The organism is Streptomyces spinoverrucosus (genome assembly GCF_015712165.1).
In the GTDB taxonomy this organism is placed as follows: domain Bacteria; phylum Actinomycetota; class Actinomycetes; order Streptomycetales; family Streptomycetaceae; genus Streptomyces; species Streptomyces spinoverrucosus_A.
This window is the reverse complement of sequence record NZ_JADPZX010000001.1, coordinates 2863146-2884667: the sequence shown is the minus strand read 5'-3', so window position 1 is coordinate 2884667 and position 21522 is coordinate 2863146. Positions and strand designations below refer to the sequence as shown.

Below are 21522 nucleotides of genomic sequence, written 5' to 3'. Positions count from 1 at the left end.
ATGCTGCTGGAGGTACGCGACCTGCACGTGGAGTTCCGCACCCGGGACGGGATCGCCAAGGCCGTCAACGGCGTCACCTGCGGCGTGGACGCCGGCGAGACCCTCGCGGTGCTCGGCGAGTCCGGCTCGGGCAAGTCCGTCACCGCCCAGGCCGTGATGGGCATCCTCGACATGCCGCCGGGGCGGATTACCGGCGGCGAGGTCCTCTTCCAGGGCCGGGACCTGCTCAAGCTGAAGGAGGAGGAGCGGCGCAAGGTCCGGGGCGCCGAGATGGCGATGATCTTCCAGGACGCGCTGTCCTCCCTGAACCCCGTGCTGTCGGTGGGCGACCAGCTCGGCGAGATGTTCGTCGTCCACCGGGGCATGTCGAGGAAGGACGCCCGGGCCAGGGCCGTCGAGCTGATGGACCGGGTGCGGATCCCGGCCGCCAAGGAGCGGGTGCGGCAGTACCCGCACCAGTTCTCCGGCGGTATGCGCCAACGCATCATGATCGCCATGGCGCTCGCCCTGGAACCCGCGCTGATCATCGCCGACGAGCCCACCACCGCCCTCGACGTCACCGTCCAGGCCCAGGTCATGGAGCTGCTCGCGGAGCTGCGGCGCGAGCTGGACATGGGGCTGATCCTGATCACCCACGACCTCGGCGTGGTCGCCGACGTCGCCGACCGGATCGCGGTCATGTACGCGGGCCGGATCGTGGAGTCGGCGCCGGTGCACGACCTCTACAAGGCGCCCGCGCACCCGTACACGCGCGGCCTGCTCGACTCCATTCCGCGCCTGGACCACAAGGGCCAGGAGCTCTACGCCATCAAGGGCCTGCCGCCGAGCCTGCTGAACATCCCGCCGGGCTGCGCCTTCCACCCGCGCTGCCCGATGGCCCAGGACGTGTGCCGGACGGACGTGCCCCCGCTGTACGAGGTGTCCGAGGAGCGGGGGAGTGCCTGCCACTTCTGGAGGGAGTGCCTGCATGGCTGAGCCGATTCTGGAGGTCAGCGGGCTCGTCAAGCACTACCCGCTCACCACGGGCATCCTCTTCAGGAAGCAGGTCGGCTCGGTGAAGGCCGTCGACGGCGTCGACTTCACCCTCCACCGGGGCGAGACCCTCGGCATCGTCGGGGAGTCCGGCTGCGGCAAGTCGACGGTCGCCAGGATGCTGGTGAACCTGGAGAAGCCGACGGCCGGGGTGATCCGGTACAAGGGCGAGGACATCACCAAACTGTCCGGCAGGGCCCTGAAGGCCGTCCGGCGCAACATCCAGATGGTCTTCCAGGACCCGTACACCTCCCTCAACCCCCGTATGACGGTGGGCGACATCATCGGGGAGCCGTACGAGATCCACCCGGAGGTGGCGCCGAAGGGCGACCGGCGGGGCCGAGTCCAGGAGCTGCTGGAGGTCGTCGGTCTCAACCCCGAGTACATCAACCGCTACCCGCACCAGTTCTCCGGCGGCCAGCGCCAACGCATCGGCATCGCCCGCGGGTTGGCGCTGCGCCCGGAGATCATCGTCGCCGACGAACCCGTCTCCGCGCTCGACGTGTCGGTACAGGCGCAGGTGATCAACCTGATGGAGCGGCTGCAGAACGAGTTCGCACTCTCCTACGTCTTCATCGCGCACGACCTGTCCATCGTCCGGCACATCTCGGACCGGGTCGGGGTGATGTACCTCGGGCGGATCGTGGAGATCGGCACGGACGAGGAGATCTACGACCACCCCACGCACCCCTACACCCAGGCCCTGCTCTCCGCCGTCCCCGTGCCCGACCCGGAGGCCCGTGAACACCGCGAGCGGATCATCCTCGCCGGTGACGTGCCCTCCCCGACGAACATCCCGTCCGGCTGCCGCTTCCGCACCCGCTGCTTCAAGGCCCGGGAGCGCTGCGCCCTGGAGGTCCCGGCGCTGGCGGTCCCGGCGGAGTTCCGGTCGACCACCGGCCCGGCCGCGCACGACTCCGCCTGCCTCTTCGCGGCGGAGATGCAGGTCGTACCTCCTGAGGAGACGCGGTAACACACAGGCAACTCCGCCGACCCGGTTCCGATATACGGACGCGCCAGTCTCTACAACGTACGGCCGTGCGGGTGCCGTGAACGGGCCGGGGTGCGCCATGTCACCCCGGTCCGTTTTTTGCGCCTAAGCCGGCGCCGCTCTCGCGGACCTGGCTGGTGTCTCGTCGTGGTTGCTCAATTAATGGTTGCGGTGCTCGGTGGAGTCTCGCACTCAGGCCAGATGGAGAGCGCGCCGCAGGAAGTCCACCTGAAGCAGCAAGAGGTTCTCGGCGACCTGCTCCTGCGGGGTCATGTGGGTCACGCCGGACAGCGGGAGCACCTCGTGCGGGCGGCCGGCGGCGAGCAGGGCGGAGGACAGCCGCAGGGCGTGGGCGACGACCACGTTGTCGTCGGCGAGGCCGTGCACGATCATCAGCGGGCGGTGCGGCTCGGCCGCGGCGGACAGGCCGTCGTCGGTGATCAGGGAGCTCTTCGCGTACGCCTGCGGGGACTCGGCCGGGTGGCCCAGGTACCGCTCGGTGTAATGGGTGTCGTACAGCCGCCAGTCCGTCACCGGCGCCCCGGCGATGCCCGCGTGGAAGACGTCCGGGCGGCGCAGTACGGCCAGGGCGGCCAGCCAGCCGCCGTAGGACCAGCCGCGGATGGCGACCCGGGTGAGGTCCAGCGGGTGGGTCTTCGCGAGGTCCCGCAGCGCCTCGATCTGGTCGTCGAGGGAGACGGTGAAGTCGCCTCGGACCGCCTTCTCCCAGGCGGGCGAGCGGCCGGGCGTGCCGCGTCCGTCCGCGACGACCACCGCGAACCCCTGGTCGGCGAACCACTGCGAGGTCAGGTGCGCGTTGTGCGCGGCGACCACCCGGGGGCCGTGCGGACCGCCGTAGGGGTCCAGCAAAACCGGGAGGGGAGTGTCACTGTGGTAGTCCCGCGGCATAAGCACGGCGCACGGAATCCGCCGTGCGCCCCCCTCGGTGAGCGTCACGCGCGGGGACATACCGGGATCCTCGGCGTAGGACGGGATGGTCGCCACCGGCTTGCCCTCGCGCAGCACGCGCACCGTGGCGCCCGGCCGGTCCGGCGTCGCCGAGACGAGAACCGTCACGTCCCCGGCGCGCACCGCCGAGTGCACGCCCGGCTCCTCCGAAAGGCGCTCGACGCCGAGCTCGTTGACGCGATAGACGTGCACCTCGCCGGTCTCGGGTGCGGCCGCCTCCTGTCCGGCCGACGCCGAGACGAGCACGTCGTCGTCCGAGACGTCGAGCACGGCCCGCAGGTGCAACTGCGCTCCCGTCAGCGGCCGTTCACCCACCGCGAGCCTGCGCGCGCCACCCTCGTCGGCGATCCGCACCAGCTGCCCCGACGGGGACCAGCACGGCACCCCAGGGAAAAGATCCAGCCAAATCGGATCTTCGTCGGCGTGCACCATCCTGGTCGTACCCGTGTCCGGATCCACCGCCAGGTACAGCTGGCTGCGCTGGTCACGCGCCTGCACCAGGATCAGTGGCGCACCCGCCGCTGACCAGTGCACACGCGCCAGATACGGATACCGCGCCCGGTCCCAGGCGACCTCCGTGCGCGTTCCGTCGAGGCCGATCACGAACAGCCGTACGTCCGCGTTCGGCGTCCCGGCCGCTGGATACGGCACGTGTTGTGGGTCACGTTCCGGCTGGGCCGGGTCGGAGATCCACCACCGCCGTACCGGCGTGTCGTCCACGCGCGCCACCAGCAGCCGGTCGGACTCCGGCGCCCACCAGAAACCTCGCGAACGCCCCATTTCCTCGGCCGCGATGAACTCGGCCAGACCGTAGGAAACCGACTCCCCGTCAGGTTCCGCGAGCGCCCGGTCCCCCTCGCCCTCCGCGCCGATCACCCGCAGGGCGCCCTGCGCGACGTACGCGACGTGCCGTCCGTCGGGGGACGGGCGCGGGTCGATCACCGGTGCGGGGGTGGGGAGTTCACGTGCCGTGCCGGCCTGCAGCTCGGCCGTGAAAAGCCGCCCTGACAAGGCGAAAGACGCCAACTCCACGGCCGTGTCGGTGGCGTAGCCGACGATGCCGGCGCCGCCCTCGCGGCTGCGTTCGCGGCGCGCCCGCTCCTGGGGCGAGAGGTCTTCCGTGGCCCCGCCCAGCAGGGCGCGCGGGTCGGCCGCCAGGCGCTCGGCGGAGCCCGCCAGGTCGAGCACCCACAGGGCGTTCGCCCGGTCCGTGCCGGAGCGCGAGCGCAGGAACACGACACGGGAACCCTCGGGAGCCACGGTGAACGAACGCGGCGCGCCCAGCGTGAACCGCTGGGTGCGGGCGTGCCGTCGGGGGAAGGAGTCAGGCTCGGTCGTCATGCCCCGACCATATTGGCCATGCGCCCCCTTGTGCGGCTGTGCGCCATTCGATGCGCGCGCACGGATAGTTATGATCACTAGCGCTGTGTGGGTATGAACCTGCTGGCCGCTGTATGGATTTACAAGTTCCCTCGCACTGTTTTCCCCACATTCCGGGTTCTTGGAGGTGAGCCGCCGTGGCACTCTCGATTTCGGCGGTGGTGCTGCTGGCGATCGTCGTCTTCCTGCTGATCAAGAAGTCGGGGCTGAAGGCCGGGCATGCCGTCGTGTGCATGCTGCTGGGCTTCTACCTCGCCTCGTCCACCGTCGCGCCCACGATCAACGAGCTGACCACGAACATCGCCGGCATGATCGGCAGCATCAAGTTCTGACCCGCTCGGTCTGCTCGTAGGGTGGGGGCCATGACGGAACTGCCCGCCCGGCGTCTGCTCCTGGTGCACGCGCACCCGGACGACGAGTCGATCAACAACGGCGCGACCATGGCCCGGTACGCGGCCGAGGGTGCCCATGTGACCCTGGTCACCTGCACTCTCGGTGAACGTGGCGAGGTCATCCCGCCCGAACTCGCGCATCTGACCGGCACCGCCCTCGGCGAGCACCGCCGGCGCGAGCTCACCGCGGCCATGCGCGAACTCGGCGTCGAGGACTTCCGTCTGCTCGGCGGGCCCGGCCGCTACCAGGACTCCGGGATGATGGGCCTGCCCGACAACGACGACCCCGGCTGCCTGTGGCAGGCCGACGTCGACGAGGCCGCCGCCCACCTCGTCGAGGTGATCCGCGAGGTACGCCCCCAGGTCCTCGTCACCTACGACCCCGACGGCGGCTACGGCCACCCCGACCACATCCAGGCCCACCGCATCGCCATGCGCGCCGCCGACCTGGCCGCCGAGGCGGGCATCGGCGTCGCCAAGGTCTACTGGAACCGCGTCCCGCGCACGATCGCCGAGGAGGCCTTCGCCCGCCTCCAGGACGCCCTGCCCGGCCTCACCTTCCCCAAGAGCGCCGGGATCGACGACGTACCCGGCGTCGTCGACGACGAGCGGATCAGCACCGGGATCGACGGCACCGTCTACGCCGCCGCCAAGGCCGCCGCGATGGCCGCGCACGCCACCCAGATCGAGGTCGCCGAACCCTACTTCGCGCTGTCCAACCAACTCGCACAGCCGCTGTTCACCACGGAGTACTACGAGTTGGTGCGCGGCGAGCGGCCTTCGGGCCGGGAGAGCGACCTGTTCGCCGGGATCGAGGTGCCGTCATGAGCGACCGGCACTCGATGCTCGCGCAGCCCCTGCACCGCCCGTCGGCCGGGCGGATGGCGGCCTACCTGGGCCTGTTCCTGCTCGGCCTGCTGGTGGGAGCCGCCGGATCGCTGGTGCAGGCGGCCTGGTTCCCGGGCGGGCTGCTGCTGGCCCTCGCGGGCGCGGCCGGGGTGTTCCTGGGCGGGGCCTGGGCGACTCGCGGGCGCGCCGGAGCCGTGGCGGGCGCGGCCGGTTGGATGCTCTCCGTCATCCTGCTCACCGCCAGCCGTCCGGAGGGGGACTTCCTCTTCGCCGCGGGCGCGGGCTCGTACGCGTACCTGCTCGGCGGCATGGCCGTCGCTGTGATCTGTGCCACCTTCGCACCGACTCGGCAACCTGGGGGCCGGTCCGTCCGACTTGGCGAATGACGTACCGGTTCGCCGTCCTGCGCTCGTGCGAGTCCCGTGTGGGTTTCCCCAGCGGTCGCGGGATACCCGCCCGAAGTGGCCAGTATGGTGGAGCCGCCGCCGAGCTGCCCGCGTATCTGAGGTCGTAACGGGCGGTGGAGCCAACCGGGAGAACCTGCCTTGAGTCGTGAAACTGACAGTCCGTCCTCCGGGCCCAACGGGCACGGGGGTACCGCATACCCCTCGGGCACGCCGCCCTACGGCACCCCCACGGTCTCCGACAGCGGTGCGGACACGGGCCGTTCGGGCGGACCGTCCGAGGAGCGCAAGACCGAGACGACGCTGACGACCCGGATTCGGATCAACATCCCCGGATCGCGGCCCATTCCGCCGGTCGTCGTGCGCAAGCCCGTCGCGGACGCCGAGGGCGCCGACGGCGGCGAGGCCGAGGCGACGACGCCGGCCGCGGCCACTTCCACGGGCCCGGCCGAGGCGCTCGCCGAGCAGCAACAGCCGGGGGCCGCGGAGGAGAAGACGAGCGACTGGTTCGCGCCCCGCAAGTCCGCCTCACCCAAGGCCGGTCAGGGCGGCGGTGCCACCAACGGGGCGGCCCCGTCCGGTGGTTCGGTCGCTCCCGCTGCCCCTGCCCCCGCCGCTCCGGGCGCCGGGCGCCCCGGCGGTGTCGTCGGCTCCATGAGCATGCCGGGCGGCTCCCGGCCCGGCGCGCAGAACGGCGCCCGCCCCGGCGGCACGAACGGCGCCGGGCTCCCCGGCGCGACCGGCGGCCCGGTGGCCCCCGGCCACGGCGGCGGCACCGGCTCCTTCGACGTCACCGAGGCCCTCGCGGCGGGCCCGCTGGGCAACGGCAACGGCTCCCGCCAGGGCGAGCCGCGCCGCGACGACCTGCCGTACTTCACCGAGCCCGGCCAGAACGGCCAGAACGGCCGGAACGGACAGAACAGCCGGAACGGTCAGGGCGCCCCGAACGGGCAGCACCCCTACGGCGCCCAGAGCCCGTACGGCGGTCCGGGCGCCGCCGCCCCCAACGGCCAGAACGCTCCGAGCGGTTACCGCGGTCCGGGCGGCCCGCAGGCCCCCGCGGGCCCGACCGGTGGCCCCGTCACCGGCGACAGCCCTCTCGTCCCGCCGAACGCGGCCGCCGCACCCGGCACCGCCCCGCACCCCGGCCCCGGCGGCGGGCTGAGCGACGACACCGCGATCCTCACCCCGCAGAAGCCGGCCCCCGAGCCGCCCCCGGGCAGCCCCTTCGCCCGCGTCGACAACGTCTCCGGGGACACCCTCACCAGCGGCATCCCGGTCGTGCCGCCCGCCGACCGGAGCACGCCGTTCGGGACGGGCGCCGCCACCGACGGGCCGCTGCCGCACACCTCGCCGAAGCGGCCCGAGCCGGCGCAGCAGAGCGCGCCCGCCGCCGCGCCCAAGAAGAAAAAGAAGGGCCGCAACAAGCTGGTGCTGCTCGGCGGCGGCGTGGTCGCCATCGCCGGTGTGGCCTACGGCGCCGGTCTGCTGATGAACCACTCCGACGTGCCCAAGGGCACCACCGTGCTCGGCGTGGACATCGGCGGCGGCACCCGCGACGACGCCGTCAAGAAGCTCGACGAGGCCCTCGGCGACAGCATCGACAACCCGCTGAAGCTGTCCGTCGACGGCGAGACCGTCTCGCTCAGGCCGGACCAGTCGGGCCTGCAGTTCGACGCCGACGCCACGGTCGCCGCCGCCGCGAAGAGCGACTACAACCCGGTCTCCGTGATCGGCTCGCTCTTCGGCCAGGAACGGGTCGTCGAACCGGTCATGCCGGTCGACGAGGAGAAGCTGCAGTCGGCCCTGCAGACCGTGGCGGGCGGCGCGGGCAGCGCCACCGAGGGCACGATCAGGTTCGAGTCCGGCAAGGCGGTCGCCGTCTACGGCAAGGCCGGCAAGGGCATCGCCGTCGACCAGGCCACCGAGGCCGTCGAGGAGGCCTACCGCACCCAGGTGGAGACCGGCACGGCGACGCCCGTCCAGGTGCCGACCACCACCAAGCAGCCGACGGTGTCCAACGCCGAGGTCGACCGGATGATGAAGGAGTTCGCCGAGCCGGCGATGTCCGACATCGTCACCGTGCAGACGGACGCGGCCCACTCGATCGCCTTCAGCCCGGAGAACTCCCTGTGGAAGTTCCTCCGCGTCCAGGCGGTCGACGGCAAGCTGGTCGACACCTACGACGAGGCCGCCCTGACGGAGCTCTACGGCAAGACCTTCGACGGCGTCCTCATCACCCGGGGCACCGGCCAGAAGACCCCGGTCACGGTCCAGGACGTGATCAGCGCCCTGCGCCCGGCCCTGAAGAGCACGACGAACCGCGTGGCGACGATCGACACCAACCCCAGCTAGCGAAGGGGGCACCCGCGCCCGCCGGCCGGGTGCCCTCGTCCATGACATCTGTCATCCGGCAGTCGGGATCACCGACACTGCCGGGCGCCCGCCCCGCGCGGCCACGATGGCCGCATGACGACGACAACACCCACCCCGGCCGTCGCCTTCGACCGGGTGAGCAAGAGCTACGGCACCGTCCGTGCCGTCGACGTGCTGACGCTCACCCTGCAACCGGGCCGGACCGTGGCGCTGCTGGGCCCCAACGGCGCCGGCAAGTCGACCGCCCTCGACCTGCTCCTCGGACTCAGGCAGCCCGACACCGGCACCGTCCGCCTCTTCGGCACCACCCCGCGCGAGGCGATCGTCGCCGGGCGGGTGGGCGCGATGCTGCAGAGCGGCGGACTGATGGACGGCGTCACGGTCGCCGAACTGGTGCGGCTGGCCTGCGCCCTCCACCCCAGGCCGTACGCCGTCCCCGACGTGCTGTCCCGCGCGGGCATCGACCGGCTCGCCGACCGCAAGGCCGACAAGCTCTCCGGCGGCCAGTCCCAACGCGTCCGCTTCGCCCTCGCCACCGCCGGCGACAGCGATCTGATCGTCCTCGACGAGCCGACCACCGGCATGGACGTCACCACCCGCCAGGCCTTCTGGGCCACCATGCGCGACCAGGCCGACCACGGCCGTACGGTCCTCTTCGCCACCCACTATCTCGAAGAGGCCGACGCCGTCGCCGACCGCGTCCTCGTGCTGCACCGCGGCCGACTGCTCGCCGACGGCACCGCCGCCGAGATCAAGGCCAAGGCCGGAGCCCGCAGGATCTCCTTCGACCTCGACGCCCCGATCGACGAACCCGCGCTGCGCGCCCTGCCGTTCCTCGCCTCCCTGGACATTTCCGGACGGACGGTCCGCATCCGCTCCACGGACGCCGACGAGACCGTCCACGCCCTGTACGCCCAGGGCTGCCACCCCCGCAATCTCGAAGTCGCCGGCCTGGGCCTGGAGGAGGCCTTCGTCGCCCTCACCACCGCCGAGGAGGCACGCACCGCATGAACAGCCTGATCACCCTCGAACTCACCCGCGCCCTGCGCAACCGCAAGTTCCTGTTCTTCTCGGTGATCTACCCCTCGGTGCTGTTCCTGCTGCTCGCGGGAACCGCCGACAGCACGACGACCATCGACGGCACGGGCCTGACCCTCCCGACGTACATGATGGTCTCCATGGCCTCCTTCGGCGCCCTGACCGCCGTCCTGATGGGCAACAGCGAGCGCATCGCGAAGGAGCGGGAGAACGGTTGGGTACGACAGCTGCGGCTGACCCCGCTGCCCGGCCGCGGCTACGTCCTCGCCAAGACCGCGAGCGCGGCCGTGGTGAGCCTGCCGTCGATCGTGATCGTCTTCGTGGTCGCGGCTGCCGCGAAGGACGTACGCCTGGCCGCCTGGCAGTGGTTCGCCCTGACCGGCGCGATCTGGGCCGGCAGCCTGGTCTTCGCCGCGCTCGGCGTGGCCATCGGCTACCTCGCGAGCGGGGACGCGGTCCGCCCGATCACGATGATCGTCTACTTCGGCCTGTCCATGCTCGGCGGCCTGTGGATGCCGACGACGACGTTCCCCGGCTGGCTCCAGGACATCGCCGAGTGGCTGCCCACGCACGCGTACGCTGCCCTGGGGCGGGCCATCGAACAGAGCCAGGTCCCGCAGGCCGGCGACATCGCCGTACTCGCCGTCTCCTTCGTGCTCTTCGCGGGCGGGGCGGCCTGGCTGTACCGGAAGGACTCGCTGAAGGCGTGAGCGGCATCGGCGTCGGTATCGGGCAGCGCCCGCAGAACCGCAAGCAACGGCTGATCAAGAGCCTGTGGACGGGCATCTGGCTCGTCTACCTGAGCGCCCCCGTCACCGACCTCCTGCACGGCGGCCACCGAACCGGCGTCCGGGTCCTCGGCTGGATCGGCCTGGCGGCCTTCGTCGGTTGGTACATGATCCTGCTGTTCCGCACCGGCCGCCGGGACAGCAACGCGCTGGTCCTCGGCTCGATCGCGGTTCTGGCCGCCCAGTCGACGCTCCTCGCCGTCACACTCGGCCGCGAGTGGCTGGTCCTCTTCGTCTACGTCTCGATCGCGTCGGGCGCCGCACTGCCCCTGCGGTACGCGCGCTGGACCATCCCCGGCGCCTCGGCCCTGATGACGTCCGTCGCCCTGGCCGTCCCGGACGGCACCACCTACCTGGCCGGGCTGCTCATCCCGGCGCTGCTCGGCGGCTTCGCCATGACCGGCGTACGGGAACTCGTCCGCACCACCATCGCCCTGCGCGAGGCCCGCGCCACCGTCGCCCACCTCGCCGCCAACGAGGAACGGCTGCGCCTCGCCCGCGACCTGCACGACCTGCTCGGCCACTCCCTGTCCCTGATCACCCTCAAGAGCGAACTGGCCGGCCGGATGCTCCCCGACCACCCCGACCAGGCGGCCCGGCAGATCGCCGACGTCGAACAGGTCAGCCGCCAGGCCCTCGTCGACGTCCGCGAGGCCGTCACCGGCTACCGGCGCCCCCGCCTGGCCGCCGAACTGGCGGGCGCCCGGGATGCCTTGACGGCGGCCGGGGTCAGCCTCGACATCCCGCTGGAACCGGACGTCACCGACGTCCCCGAGGAGAGCGAGTCCGCCCTCGCCTGGGCGCTGCGCGAGGCGGTCACCAACGTCGTACGGCACAGCGGCGCCCGCCGCTGCACGGTCACCGTCACCCGTCGGCAGACCCTCGACGGCCCCGTCCTGGACCTGTGCGTAGAGGACGACGGCTCGGGAGTCGGCGGCACCGGCGAAGGCCCCGGCCACGGCCTCACCGGCCTCGCCGAGCGCCTCCACAAGGCGGGCGGCACGCTGGAGGCGGGCCCGGTCAAGCACGGCTTCCGGCTGGTCGCGAGGGTTCCCGTCGGCCCGACCGTAGGATCCGCGACATGAGCCGCACGATCAGGGTCCTGCTCGCCGAGGACCAGTCGATGGTCCGCGAGGCACTGGCCGCGCTGCTCGGCCTGGAGGACGACATCGAGGTGGTCGCCCAGGCGGCCCGCGGCGACGAGGTGCTGCCGCTGGCCCGCGAGCACGACGTCGACGTGGCCCTCCTCGACATCGAGATGCCGGGCGCGACCGGCATCGAGGCGGCGGCCCGACTCCACCGGGAGCTGCCGGACGTACGCCTGGTCATCCTCACCACCTTCGGCCGCCCCGGCCACCTCCGCACCGCCATGGAGTCCGGCGCCGACGCCTTCCTGGTCAAGGACGCCCCCGCAGCGCAACTGGCGGAGGCGATCCGCAAGGTCCTGACGGGCGAACGGGTCATCGACCCGACGTTGGCGGCAGCGGCCCTGGCGGAGGGCACCAACCCATTGACGGACCGCGAACGAGAGGTCCTGCGAGCGGCAGCGGCCGGCTCCACAAACGCCGAACTGGCCAAGACCCTGCACCTGTCCCAGGGCACGGTCCGCAACTACCTCTCCACGGCGATCCAAAAACTGGCGGCCCGAAACAGAACGGAAGCGGCCCGGATCGCCGAGGACAAGGGCTGGCTGTAATCGCCGGTCGGGGCAGCGCCCCAGGGGCGCGGGGCTGTATCGATATGCGGCTCCGCCGCGTGGGCGCGACCAGCCACACGAAACCCGCACCCGCCCGATCAGTTCAACATGGCACGAGCGGCCCGCGCCTCCCCCCGCACCTGCTCCGCCGCCCCCTCATCCACACCCCCCACCACCTCCGCATACGCATCCAACTCCGCGGCCGCCCCCAGGAAGTCCCCCCGCCGCACCAGCAACTGCGCCCGCTCGTACCGCAACCGAGCCGGATGCGAGGGCAGCAGCAGCGACAACTCCACGGCCCACAACCCCACATCCGACCGCTCGACCCGCGCGGCGGCCCACGCCCGGATGTTGTTCAGAATCCGCAGCACCACATCCAACGGATCCGCGGGCACCAGCATCGAAGGATCCAGCGGCGCCCCGGTGGCCCCCACCACCAGCAACTCCGCATCGTTCCCACTCATCACCCGCCCCCCGTCGAACGGATCGGCCAGCACCTGCTCGTCCGCCGCTCCGGCCGGACCCCCGAACCCGACGACGAAGTGCCCCGGCAGGGCCACCCCGTACACCGGCGCCCCCGCCCGCCGAGCCACCTCCATCCACACCACCGACAGCAGAATCGGCAACCCCCGCCGCCGCACCAGCACGGCATGCAGCAGCGACGACTGAAGCCGCTGATAGTCCGCGGCGGAGCCGCGAAACCCGCACCGGTCACCCAGCAGCTCCCGCAACGCCACCGCCCACGCCCGCGCCCCACCCGGCCGGAACGGCAGCAGCCCGGCCAGCCGGTCCAGCTCCACCTGCGCGGCGTCGATGCCCGCCTCGTCCAGCGTCCCGTCGGCCTGCGCACCGACCAGCAGACACAACGTCGCCAGATCGGGCCGCTCGGCCCGCGCCTCCTCGGCGAACCGGCGCCGCAGCTCGGCGGACCGCTCGGCGGATGGCGGGAAGGGTGGACTCATGGCTACCTGCCCTCCGGCTCCCGGACATGGTGGTACGTGTGATGCACACCGAAGCCCAGCGCGGCGTACAACGCCCGTGCACCGGCATTGTCCGTCTCGACCTGCAGCCATGCCGCCGACGCGCCCTCGTCCATGGCCCGCCGGGCCAACGCGGCCATCACCTCGCTCGCCAGCCCCCGCCGTCGTAGCGCGGGATCCACCTCGACGGCGGCGAACCCGGCCCACCGCCCGTCCACGACACACCGCCCGATGGCCGCGGGGACCGAGCCCTCGCCCGGCACACTCGCGAACCACACCGACCTCCCGCTCCCCAGCACCCGCAAAGCCACCTCACTCACCCCCTTGCGCTGGTACCGCGCCAGCCACCCCGCGTCCGCCTCCCGGGACAGCACCACCCCGGCACCCTCGGCCCGGTCGGCGAGGGGCGCGAGCCCGCCGATCCACAACTCGGCGGACACCTCCCGCACCCACCCCCGCTCCTCCAGCTCCGCGCACAGCAGCTCCTGCGTGCCCTCGGCGCCGGTGGCGGTCTGGATGTACGCGGGCAGGCCCCGGTCGCCGTACCAGCGCCGTACGGCGGTCAGCGCCTCGTCGAGGGACACTCCCGGGTCGCCGAGTGGCAGTACGGAGTTGGCGCGCCGGGTGAACCCGGCCGCGGCGCGCAGCTCCCACTCGCCGAGCCGCTCGCTCTCCAGCGGCTGCCAGGCGCGCGCGGCGACCCGGGCGAGCTCCTCGTAGGAGGCGGCGGGGCCGCGTCGCCGGGCCGGTGCCGGAGGCACGACCTTGCCCGCGACCAGCGAGGTTTCCTCGATGCGGACGCGTTCGCCGTCCCGCCGTGTGATCACGAGCACACCGTTGTTCCAGGATGTGAGAACACCCACCGTGTCGGTGAATTTCTGCTCCGTGACACGATGGTCCCCCAAGCGCCGTACGGAGACTCGTTTGCCCACGTCAGCAGCGGTGATACGGACCTCAAGGCGTCCAGCCGGTGATATTTCCACTGGTCGGTTCACCCCTCCTGTTCGGATCATGCCCAAGAACGGAGATACTAGGGGCGGGCATCGACGACGCCGCGCTCCCGCGCGCCAGGCGGCGGAGCCTGAGGAGGCCCGCCGGCGCCCGTATCGAGGAGGAACGACAGCGTGACCTACGTCATCGCGCAGCCTTGTGTCGACGTCAAGGACAAGGCGTGCATCGAGGAGTGCCCGGTCGACTGCATCTACGAGGGCTCCAGGTCCTTGTACATCCACCCGGACGAATGCGTCGACTGCGGTGCGTGTGAGCCGGTCTGCCCGGTTGAGGCGATCTTCTACGAGGACGACGTGCCGGAGGAGTGGAAGGACTACTACAAGGCGAACGTCGAGTTCTTCGACGAGCTCGGCTCGCCCGGCGGCGCGAGCAAGCTCGGCCTGATCGAGCGGGACCACCCCTTCGTCGCCGCGCTGCCGCCGCAGGGCGAGTGACCCCCTAAGCGGCCCGAACCGCGCCGCCTCGGTCCCGTACGGCCCGATCACCCCGATCGTCGCCGCACGGGACCGAGGCGTTTGCCGCACCAGAAAGTGAGCCAGACACCGTGTCCGCAGTCACCGACCGCCTGCCCACCTTTCCCTGGGACAAGCTCGCTCCGTACCGGAAGACGGCCGCCGCGCACCCGGACGGCCTCGTCGACCTCTCCGTCGGCACCCCGGTCGACCCGGTCCCCGAGCTGATCCAGAAGGCGCTGATCGCCGCCGCCGACTCGCCCGGCTACCCGACCGTGTGGGGCACGCCGGAACTGCGGGACGCGATCACGGGCTGGGTGCAGCGCCGCCTCGGCGCCCGTGACGTCACCCACCACCACGTCCTGCCGATCGTCGGCTCCAAGGAACTGGTCGCCTGGCTCCCCACCCAGCTGGGCCTCGGCCCCGGCGACAAGGTGGCGTACCCGCGCCTCGCCTACCCGACGTACGAGGTGGGCGCGCGCCTGGCCCGCGCCGAGTACGAGGTGTACGACGACCCGACGGACCTCGACCCGACGAACCTGAAGCTGCTCTGGCTGAACTCGCCCTCCAACCCGACGGGCAAGGTGCTGTCGAAGCAGGAGCTGACCCGGATCGTCGCCTGGGCCCGTGAGCACGGCGTCCTGGTCTTCTCCGACGAGTGCTACCTCGAACTCGGCTGGGAGGCCGACCCGGTCTCCGTCCTCCACCCGGACGTCAACGGCGGCTCGTACGAGGGCATCGTCTCGGTCCACTCCTTGTCCAAGCGCTCCAACCTCGCGGGCTATCGCGCCGCCTTCCTCGCCGGCGACCCGGCCGTCCTCGGCCCGCTTCTGGAGATCCGCAAGCACGGCGGCATGATGACGTCCGCGCCGACGCAGGCGGCGGTGGTGGCGGCGCTGGGCGACGACACCCACGTCCGCGAGCAGCGCGACCGTTACGCGGCCCGCCGCACGGCCCTGCGCGAGGCCCTGCTGGGCCACGGCTTCCGCATCGAGCACAGCGAGGCCAGCCTCTATCTGTGGGCGACCAGGGACGAGTCCTGCTGGGACACGGTCGCCCATCTGGCCGACCTGGGCATCCTGGTCGCGCCGGGCGACTTCTACGGCCAGGCGGGCGAGAACTTCGTACGAGTGGCCCTGACGGCGACGGACGAGCGGATCGCGGCGGCGGTCAAGCGCCTCGCGTGAACGCGGCGAAGGGGCCCAGGGAAGATCCCTGGACCCCTTCGCTCATGGAGCGGTGCTCGGCACTCAGCCGATCGGCAGCCCCTGGGTCGGCAGCGACGCGGTGGGCAGGCCGCCCTTGGTCAGCCCGTCCGTCGGCAGCCCACCGGTGGTGGCGGCGGTCGACGCGGCGTCGCCCACGACGGCCCCGGCGGCCCCGGCCGTGTCACCCGCGACCTTCTGCACCGCCGGCATCGCCTTCTTCGCGGCCTGGCCACCGGTCTTGCCCGCGGCCGGCACCGCCTTCTTGACTGCCTTGCTGCCGGTCTCACCGGCGGTTCCGGTCACGTTCTGCGCCGCGCTGTCGACGGTGTTGCCGACGTTGGCCCCGTCCAGGGCGGTCAGCCCGCCGAGGTTGCCGGTGGCGGGCAGTTCGGCTGCAGCGCTGGCGGAGCCGGCCGCACCGACCCCGGCAGCCGCTCCCGCAGCGACGAGCAGCGCGGCACGGGCGATCCGACGGGTCAGGGGGAGGGACATGGTGCTCCTTCGACGGAGAGAACGGTGAAGTATTCAGCCGTGCCCGGGAGTCGACCCGCGATGTCGGTCGCGGTCTCGCTCACCGGGCTCGGACGCAGTGACTACCGCTCGAAGCCCGCGAAGGTTGCGGTGCGCCAACGTAAAGACTTGGCAATGTGTCGCATTATCGGCTACGGATAAAATCGGGCAAAGAACACCCGGTCCGAAAGTCCGCCGAATCCTTACAGCCCCGTGGTCCCAAGGGCTTTGACGCATACGAGGGTGAGGTCACGAAAACCTGAGCACCCCGTCGCCGCGAGTGGACGGACGTAACCCGTGGGAGTGACCGCTCGCACTACTGAGCAGTGACAATTCGGACGGCGTTCGCGGCTCCCGCGCTCTCCGCCCGATCCCCGTTGCTCGCGTCCCCCGCCGCGGCACGCCACCGGCTGTCGGTGTGCCCGGCGACCCACTCCCGGCCGGCGTACGAGACCCGTTCGATGTGCAGCGCGGAGGCGTTGGCCACGGCCCAGTGCGCGAGCTGCCAGCCGCGCTCCTGGGAGCCGCGCCCGTCGGTGTCCTCGGCGACGGGCACGGTCACCGTCCGCCCGCTGGTCTCGGTGACCAGGCTCGGCGTCGGAGCAGGGGTGGTGGCGCCCACCTCGGCGCCGGCCTGCTGCACGGCGTCCCGCCCGAAGTCCCGCACGAGCGCGGAGCGCACCGCGTCCGGACCGGCGGTCGCCGTCGCGCCCGGCCGGCCCTCGCAGGTCAGCGTGGCCGCCGCGCGGCCGGTGAGGGCGGCGGCGAGCAGGGTGGCGTCGGGCTCGTGCTTGGCGTACGCCTGCGGGAAACCGCTGCGCTGCACGCGCTGGGCGGCGACGGTGAGGGGCAGCCGGGTGTAGCCGGGGACCTCGACCAGATGGTCGTAGAACATGCCCGCCGAGTAGATCGGGTCCATGATCTGCTCCTCGGTGCCCCAGCCCTGCGAGGGCCGCTGCTGGAACAGGCCGAGGGAGTCGCGGTCGCCGTGGCTGATGTTGCGCAGCGCGGACTCCTGCAGGGCGGTCGCGAGGGCGATGGTGACGGCCCGTTCGGGCAGGCCGCGGGCGGTGCCGACGGCGGTGATCGTGGCGGCGTTGACGGCCTGTTCGGGGGTGAACTCGTACGTCGCTCCGTCGCCGTCGGCCGAGACGACCCGGCATCCCGGGCCGCCGGTGCCTCCGGTGATGTACTGCACCGCGAGATAGCCCGCGACCGCGAGCAGGACGACGAAGGCCGCCCCGACACGGAGGAGGCGGCCACGACGCTGGAGAGTAGGGGACGGCTCTGGCACGCGTACAAGGTACTGGAGAGTACGGAGTGAGCGGGGCCGGGTGTGGAAAGAATCCCAGGTCGGGGAAGTGCGGGTCAGGGGCGCTAGGGTCGGCGTATGGCCGACTCCCCGCTTGACCTCACCCTGGACGCCGCCCGGCTCACCGCCCAGCTCGTCGACTTCCCGTCCGAGAGCGGCAGCGAGAAGCCCCTCGCGGACGCGATCGAGAACGCGCTGCGCGCCCTGCCGCACCTCACGGTCGACCGCTACGGCAACAACGTCGTCGCCCGCACCGACCTGGGCCGGTCGCAGCGGGTGATCCTCGCCGGGCACATCGACACGGTGCCGATCGCCGACAACGTGCCGTCCCGGCTGGACGAGGACGGGGTGTTGTGGGGCTGCGGCACCTGCGACATGAAGGCGGGCGTCGCGGTGCAGCTGCGGATCGCGGCCACGGTCCCGGCCCCCAACCGCGACCTGACCTTCGTCTTCTACGACAACGAGGAGGTCGCCGCCGACCTCAACGGCCTCAGGCACGTCGCCGAGGCGCACCCGGAGTGGCTCCAGGGCGACTTCGCGGTGCTGCTGGAGCCGTCCGACGGCCAGGTCGAGGGCGGCTGCCAGGGCACCCTGCGTGTGCTGCTGAAGACGAGCGGCGAGCGGGCGCACTCGGCGCGCGGCTGGATGGGCTCGAACGCGATCCACGCGGCGGCGCCCATTCTGGAGCGGTTGGCCTCGTACCAGCCCCGCTACCCGGTGATCGACGGCCTGGAGTACCGCGAGGGCCTGAACGCGGTGCGCATTTCGGGCGGTGTGGCCGGAAATGTCATCCCCGACGAGTGTGTCGTCACGGTCAACTTCCGCTACGCCCCGGACCGTACGGAGGAGGAGGCGATCGCCCACGTCCGTGAGGTGTTCGCGGACTGCGGCGTGACCGACTTCGTCGTCGACGACCACAGCCCGGGCGCGCTGCCCGGCCTGTCCCACCCGGCCGCGGCGGCCTTCATCGAGGCGGTGGGCGGCATCCCGCAGCCCAAGTACGGCTGGACCGACGTGTCGCGTTTCTCGGCGTTGGGCGTCCCGGCGGTCAACTACGGCCCCGGCAACCCGCACTTGGCGCACAAGCGGGACGAGCGGGTGGAGACGGCGAAGATCCTGGCGGGGGAGGAGCGGCTGCGGGCCTGGCTGACGGCGTGACGGGCGCGCGGTGGCCCTACGCGCGGGCGCTTTTTTTGCAGACATGCACATGTACCCCCTCCGTAACCGGCGTGGATCTACGCTGAGGTGGAAACACCCCGCAAGCGGAGGGAGCGCACATGGCCACCGGCAACCCTGAGGGCAAGAAGCAGCCGCCGGAGGAGCAGCGCCTCGGCCCGGTCCTCCGTCGGCGGAGCCAGGTGACGGCGAGCACGACGGACCAGCGTCTGCTGGACGCGGGCGGCCCGTCGGACTGGGTCCACACCGACCCGTGGCGTGTGCTGCGCATCCAGTCGGAGTTCATCGAGGGCTTCGGCACACTCGCCGAGCTCCCGCCCGCCATCAGCGTGTTCGGCTCCGCCCGTACGCCGGTGGAGTCCGCCGAGTACGACATCGGCGTCCGCCTCGGCCGAGGCCTGGTGGAGGCGGGCTTCGCGGTCATCACCGGCGGCGGCCCCGGGGCGATGGAGGCGGCCAACAAGGGCGCGTGCGAGGCGGGCGGCATCTCGGTCGGCCTGGGCATCGAGCTGCCCTTCGAGCAGGGCCTCAACCCCTATGTCGACATCGGCCTGAACTTCCGCTACTTCTTCGTCCGCAAGATGATGTTCGTCAAGTACGCGCAGGGGTTCGTGGTCCTGCCCGGCGGCCTCGGCACCCTGGACGAACTCTTCGAGGCCCTGACCCTGGTCCAGACCCAGAAGGTCACCCGCTTCCCCATCGTCCTCTTCGGCACCGACTACTGGGGCGGCCTGATCGACTGGCTCCGCAACACGCTGATCGCCCAGGGCAAGGCGGCGGAGAAGGATCTCCAGCTGTTCCACGTGACGGACGACGTGGACGAGGCGGTGGCGTTGGTGTCGAAGGAGGCGGGACGCTAGCGCTGGGCTTGAACGGGCCTTGAGTCACCCGGCGTGAGCGTGTGCACCGGCGCCGGGGTGACCGCCCCGGGGGCTGCCGCCCCCGGCTCCCCCGCCTCGGCCTGAACGGCCTCGTCCTCAAACGCCGGACGGGCGAAGGTGTCAGGCCAGCCCCCGCCGTGCGACCGTCGGCTCGCGCCACCCCGCGATCGCCGACACCATCTCCAGCACCTGCCGAGTCTCCGCCACCTCATGCACCCGGTACACCTGCGCCCCCAACCACGCGGACACCGCGGTCGTGGCCAACGTACCGACCACCCGCTCCTTCACCGGCTTGTCCAGGCTCTCCCCGACGAAGTCCTTGTTCGACAGCGACACCAGCACCGGCCACCCCGTCTCGACCATCTCCCCGAGCCGCCGAGTCGCCTCCAGACTGTGCCGCGTGTTCTTCCCGAAGTCGTGCCCGGGATCGATCAGCACCGACTCCCGAGGCACCCCCAACGACACCGCCCGCTCAGCCAGCCCGAGCGTCACCCGCAGAATGTCCGCCATGACGTCGTCGTACGTCACCCGGTGCGGCCGCGTACGCGGCTCGGCGCCCCCCGCGTGCGTACACACAAGCCCCACCCCGTACCGCGCGGCGACCTCCGCCAGCCGCGGATCCACCCCACCCCACGCGTCGTTCAGCAGATCCGCCCCGGCCTCGCACACGGCCTCCCCGACCTCGTGCCGCCAGGTGTCCACACTGATGATCACCTCCGGGAACCGCCGCCGCACCTCCGCCACGAACCCCACCGTCCGCCGCGCCTCCTCCTCGGCGGTCACCTCCTCGCCGGGCCCCGCCTTGACCCCGCCGATGTCGATGATCGCGGCCCCCTCCGCCACCGCCTGCTCCACCCGTGCCAGCGCGGGCTCGTCGCGGAACGTGGCCCCCTGGTCGTAGAAGGAGTCCGGGGTCCGGTTCACGATCGCCATGATCACCGGCTCGCGCGGGTCGAACTCCCGCCTGCCCAGCCTGAGCATCCCCTGTGACCTCTCCTCGTCCGTCCTGGTCCTGGGCCTTTGCGACCGCCTGCGACCCTAACTGTCAGACTCGCATGGCACGATCGGACCCTGACACATTCGACGTCGGCGTGCGCCACACGTATGCCGTCACACTCCGTGTGGGGACCTCAGCGATGGTTATGTTCTTCTTCCTGGTCGTCGCCCTCGCCGTCGTGGTCGCCGCGGTGACCCTCGCGGTGGTCGGCGGCGGTGAGCACGGCCCGCTGCCCGAGGCCGCGCCCGAGCGGCTGCAGGACCCGCTGCCCTTGGACCGCCCGGTCGGCCGCACGGACATCGACACCCTGCGCTTCCCGCTCGCCGCCCGTGGCTACCGCATGTCCGACGTCGACGACGCCCTCAACCGCATCGCCGCCGAGCTCGCCGAGCGCGACGCCCGGATCGCCGACCTGGAGTCCGCCCTGGCCGGCGTCCAGGCCGAGGCCCGCGTCTCCACGGACAGGACCGGCCAGGAAGAGGACCAGCGGTGAGCGACGGCACCCCCCTGGCAGGCCCCGACGGCGCGCTGCGCTGCCCCTGGGCCCTGTCGACGCCGGACTACGTGACGTACCACGACGAGGAGTGGGGCCGCCCGGTCCACGGCGACGACGCGCTGTTCGAACGGCTGGCCCTGGAGGCCTTCCAGTCCGGGCTGTCCTGGATCACCATCCTGCGCCGCCGCCCCGGCTTCCGCGCCGCCTTCGCCGACTTCAAGATCGCCACGGTCGCCACCTTCACGGACGCCGACCGCGACCGCCTCCTCACCGATGTCCGCATCATCCGCAACCGCGCGAAGATCGACGCCACCCTCGCCAACGCCCGCGCGCTGGCTGACTGGGCGCCGGGCGAGCTGGACGACCTGATCTGGTCGCACGCCCCCGACCCGGCCACCCGCCCGGTCCCCAAGACCATCGCCGACGTCCCCGCGGTCACCCCGGAGTCGACGGCCCTGTCCAAGGCCCTGAAGAAACGGGGCCTGCGCTTCGTGGGTCCGACGACGGCGTACGCACTGATGCAGGCATGCGGCCTGGTCAACGACCACCTGGCGGACTGCGCCGCACGCCGCGTCGGCTAGGGC

General features: G+C 71.9%; 22 protein-coding genes. 16 read left to right on the top strand and 6 right to left on the bottom strand.

Annotated elements, in window-relative coordinates; all coding sequences use genetic code 11:
- A complete protein-coding gene (locus tag I2W78_RS12865; protein ID WP_196459648.1) occupies window positions 1-975 on the top strand; it encodes an ABC transporter ATP-binding protein in 975 nt (324 codons plus the stop codon).
- Window positions 968-2005 carry an ABC transporter ATP-binding protein gene (locus I2W78_RS12860; RefSeq protein ID WP_196459646.1) on the top strand — a complete coding sequence of 346 codons (1038 nt, stop codon included), beginning with the start codon at window positions 968-970 and terminating at the stop codon, window positions 2003-2005. Before I2W78_RS12865 ends, I2W78_RS12860 begins: the two co-directional genes overlap by 8 nt.
- Window positions 2006-2215: 210 nt before the next feature.
- Here the strand turns inward: I2W78_RS12860 and I2W78_RS12855 are convergent, their stop codons facing one another.
- Window positions 2216-4333 carry a S9 family peptidase gene (locus I2W78_RS12855; protein WP_196459644.1) on the bottom strand — a complete coding sequence of 706 codons (2118 nt, stop codon included), beginning with the start codon at window positions 4331-4333 and terminating at the stop codon, window positions 2216-2218.
- A gap of 176 nt (window positions 4334-4509) precedes the next feature.
- Between I2W78_RS12855 and I2W78_RS12850 the strand changes: the two genes are divergently transcribed.
- From I2W78_RS12850 to I2W78_RS12815, 8 genes are all read left to right on the top strand, one after another.
- Window positions 4510-4704, top strand: coding sequence for a hypothetical protein (locus I2W78_RS12850; RefSeq protein WP_196459642.1), 195 nt, complete (start codon window positions 4510-4512; stop codon window positions 4702-4704).
- 30 nt (window positions 4705-4734) lie between these two features.
- Window positions 4735-5592, top strand: coding sequence for an N-acetyl-1-D-myo-inositol-2-amino-2-deoxy-alpha-D-glucopyranoside deacetylase (gene mshB, locus I2W78_RS12845; RefSeq protein ID WP_196459639.1), 858 nt, complete (start codon window positions 4735-4737; stop codon window positions 5590-5592).
- The gene (locus I2W78_RS12840) at window positions 5589-5999 is read left to right on the top strand and encodes a DUF6113 family protein (protein WP_196459637.1); all 411 of its coding nucleotides are present in this window, start codon (window positions 5589-5591) and stop codon (window positions 5997-5999) included. The genes mshB and I2W78_RS12840 overlap by 4 nt, the downstream gene beginning before the upstream one ends.
- Before the next feature lie 159 nt (window positions 6000-6158).
- The gene (locus tag I2W78_RS12835; protein ID WP_196459635.1) at window positions 6159-8372 is read left to right on the top strand and encodes a hypothetical protein; all 2214 of its coding nucleotides are present in this window, start codon (window positions 6159-6161) and stop codon (window positions 8370-8372) included.
- Between the two features lie 114 nt (window positions 8373-8486).
- A complete protein-coding gene (locus I2W78_RS12830) occupies window positions 8487-9404 on the top strand; it encodes an ABC transporter ATP-binding protein (protein WP_196459633.1) in 918 nt (305 codons plus the stop codon).
- Window positions 9401-10141, top strand: a complete 741-nt coding sequence (locus I2W78_RS12825; protein WP_196459631.1) for an ABC transporter permease — start codon at window positions 9401-9403, stop codon at window positions 10139-10141. The genes I2W78_RS12830 and I2W78_RS12825 overlap by 4 nt, the downstream gene beginning before the upstream one ends.
- Complete coding sequence (locus I2W78_RS12820; protein ID WP_196459629.1) at window positions 10138-11304, top strand: sensor histidine kinase; 1167 nt, start codon at window positions 10138-10140, stop codon at window positions 11302-11304. The genes I2W78_RS12825 and I2W78_RS12820 overlap by 4 nt, the downstream gene beginning before the upstream one ends.
- Window positions 11301-11915, top strand: coding sequence for a response regulator transcription factor (locus tag I2W78_RS12815; RefSeq protein ID WP_196459627.1), 615 nt, complete (start codon window positions 11301-11303; stop codon window positions 11913-11915). The genes I2W78_RS12820 and I2W78_RS12815 overlap by 4 nt, the downstream gene beginning before the upstream one ends.
- A gap of 98 nt (window positions 11916-12013) precedes the next feature.
- Here the strand turns inward: I2W78_RS12815 and I2W78_RS12810 are convergent, their stop codons facing one another.
- Both I2W78_RS12810 and I2W78_RS12805 read right to left on the bottom strand, forming a co-directional pair.
- A complete protein-coding gene (locus I2W78_RS12810) occupies window positions 12014-12877 on the bottom strand; it encodes a transglutaminase family protein (RefSeq protein ID WP_196459625.1) in 864 nt (287 codons plus the stop codon).
- A gap of 2 nt (window positions 12878-12879) precedes the next feature.
- Window positions 12880-13878 (bottom strand): GNAT family N-acetyltransferase, encoded by a 999-nt coding sequence (locus I2W78_RS12805; protein WP_196459623.1) that lies wholly within the window; start codon window positions 13876-13878, stop codon window positions 12880-12882.
- A 141-nt stretch (window positions 13879-14019) separates the two neighbouring features.
- On the opposite strand from I2W78_RS12805, the gene fdxA reads away from it, so the two are divergent.
- Together fdxA and I2W78_RS12795 are read left to right on the top strand one after the other, a co-directional pair.
- Complete coding sequence (fdxA, locus tag I2W78_RS12800; protein WP_023546973.1) at window positions 14020-14340, top strand: ferredoxin; 321 nt, start codon at window positions 14020-14022, stop codon at window positions 14338-14340.
- Between the two features lie 110 nt (window positions 14341-14450).
- Window positions 14451-15545 (top strand): bifunctional succinyldiaminopimelate transaminase/glutamate-prephenate aminotransferase, encoded by a 1095-nt coding sequence (locus I2W78_RS12795; protein ID WP_196459621.1) that lies wholly within the window; start codon window positions 14451-14453, stop codon window positions 15543-15545.
- 63 nt (window positions 15546-15608) lie between these two features.
- Here the strand turns inward: I2W78_RS12795 and I2W78_RS12790 are convergent, their stop codons facing one another.
- Together I2W78_RS12790 and I2W78_RS12785 are read right to left on the bottom strand one after the other, a co-directional pair.
- On the bottom strand, window positions 15609-16058 hold the full coding sequence (locus I2W78_RS12790) for an ATP-binding protein (RefSeq protein ID WP_196459619.1): 450 nt from the start codon (window positions 16056-16058) through the stop codon (window positions 15609-15611).
- A gap of 334 nt (window positions 16059-16392) precedes the next feature.
- Complete coding sequence (locus tag I2W78_RS12785; protein ID WP_196459617.1) at window positions 16393-17370, bottom strand: heavy metal transporter; 978 nt, start codon at window positions 17368-17370, stop codon at window positions 16393-16395.
- Between the two features lie 96 nt (window positions 17371-17466).
- Here I2W78_RS12785 and dapE point away from each other — a divergent pair, with 96 nt between their 5' ends.
- Window positions 17467-18546: a succinyl-diaminopimelate desuccinylase gene (gene dapE / locus I2W78_RS12780; RefSeq protein ID WP_196459615.1), complete on the top strand. Its 1080-nt coding sequence runs from the start codon at window positions 17467-17469 to the stop codon at window positions 18544-18546.
- 119 nt (window positions 18547-18665) lie between these two features.
- On the top strand, window positions 18666-19424 hold the full coding sequence (locus tag I2W78_RS12775) for an LOG family protein (RefSeq protein WP_196459613.1): 759 nt from the start codon (window positions 18666-18668) through the stop codon (window positions 19422-19424).
- 141 nt (window positions 19425-19565) lie between these two features.
- Here I2W78_RS12775 and folP read toward each other — a convergent pair whose 3' ends face one another.
- Window positions 19566-20426 carry a dihydropteroate synthase gene (gene folP / locus I2W78_RS12770; RefSeq protein WP_196459611.1) on the bottom strand — a complete coding sequence of 287 codons (861 nt, stop codon included), beginning with the start codon at window positions 20424-20426 and terminating at the stop codon, window positions 19566-19568.
- A 155-nt stretch (window positions 20427-20581) separates the two neighbouring features.
- Here folP and I2W78_RS12765 point away from each other — a divergent pair, with 155 nt between their 5' ends.
- The gene (locus I2W78_RS12765; protein ID WP_196459610.1) at window positions 20582-20935 is read left to right on the top strand and encodes a DivIVA domain-containing protein; all 354 of its coding nucleotides are present in this window, start codon (window positions 20582-20584) and stop codon (window positions 20933-20935) included.
- Complete coding sequence (locus I2W78_RS12760; protein ID WP_196459609.1) at window positions 20932-21519, top strand: DNA-3-methyladenine glycosylase I; 588 nt, start codon at window positions 20932-20934, stop codon at window positions 21517-21519. The genes I2W78_RS12765 and I2W78_RS12760 overlap by 4 nt, the downstream gene beginning before the upstream one ends.
- The last annotated feature ends 3 nt before the right edge of the window (window positions 21520-21522 follow it).

Coding starts and splice junctions, on each gene's coding strand:
- I2W78_RS12865 (WP_196459648.1), top strand. CDS start 1: ATGCTGCTGGAGGTACGCGACCTGCACGTGGAGTTCCGCACCCGGGAC.
- I2W78_RS12860 (WP_196459646.1), top strand. CDS start 968: ATGGCTGAGCCGATTCTGGAGGTCAGCGGGCTCGTCAAGCACTACCCG.
- I2W78_RS12855 (WP_196459644.1), bottom strand. CDS start 4,333: ATGACGACCGAGCCTGACTCCTTCCCCCGACGGCACGCCCGCACCCAG.
- mshB (WP_196459639.1), top strand. CDS start 4,735: ATGACGGAACTGCCCGCCCGGCGTCTGCTCCTGGTGCACGCGCACCCG.
- I2W78_RS12840 (WP_196459637.1), top strand. CDS start 5,589: ATGAGCGACCGGCACTCGATGCTCGCGCAGCCCCTGCACCGCCCGTCG.
- I2W78_RS12830 (WP_196459633.1), top strand. CDS start 8,487: ATGACGACGACAACACCCACCCCGGCCGTCGCCTTCGACCGGGTGAGC.
- I2W78_RS12825 (WP_196459631.1), top strand. CDS start 9,401: ATGAACAGCCTGATCACCCTCGAACTCACCCGCGCCCTGCGCAACCGC.
- I2W78_RS12815 (WP_196459627.1), top strand. CDS start 11,301: ATGAGCCGCACGATCAGGGTCCTGCTCGCCGAGGACCAGTCGATGGTC.
- I2W78_RS12810 (WP_196459625.1), bottom strand. CDS start 12,877: ATGAGTCCACCCTTCCCGCCATCCGCCGAGCGGTCCGCCGAGCTGCGG.
- I2W78_RS12790 (WP_196459619.1), bottom strand. CDS start 16,058: ATGTCCCTCCCCCTGACCCGTCGGATCGCCCGTGCCGCGCTGCTCGTC.
- dapE (WP_196459615.1), top strand. CDS start 17,467: ATGGCCGACTCCCCGCTTGACCTCACCCTGGACGCCGCCCGGCTCACC.
- I2W78_RS12775 (WP_196459613.1), top strand. CDS start 18,666: ATGGCCACCGGCAACCCTGAGGGCAAGAAGCAGCCGCCGGAGGAGCAG.
- folP (WP_196459611.1), bottom strand. CDS start 20,426: ATGCTCAGGCTGGGCAGGCGGGAGTTCGACCCGCGCGAGCCGGTGATC.
- I2W78_RS12765 (WP_196459610.1), top strand. CDS start 20,582: ATGGTTATGTTCTTCTTCCTGGTCGTCGCCCTCGCCGTCGTGGTCGCC.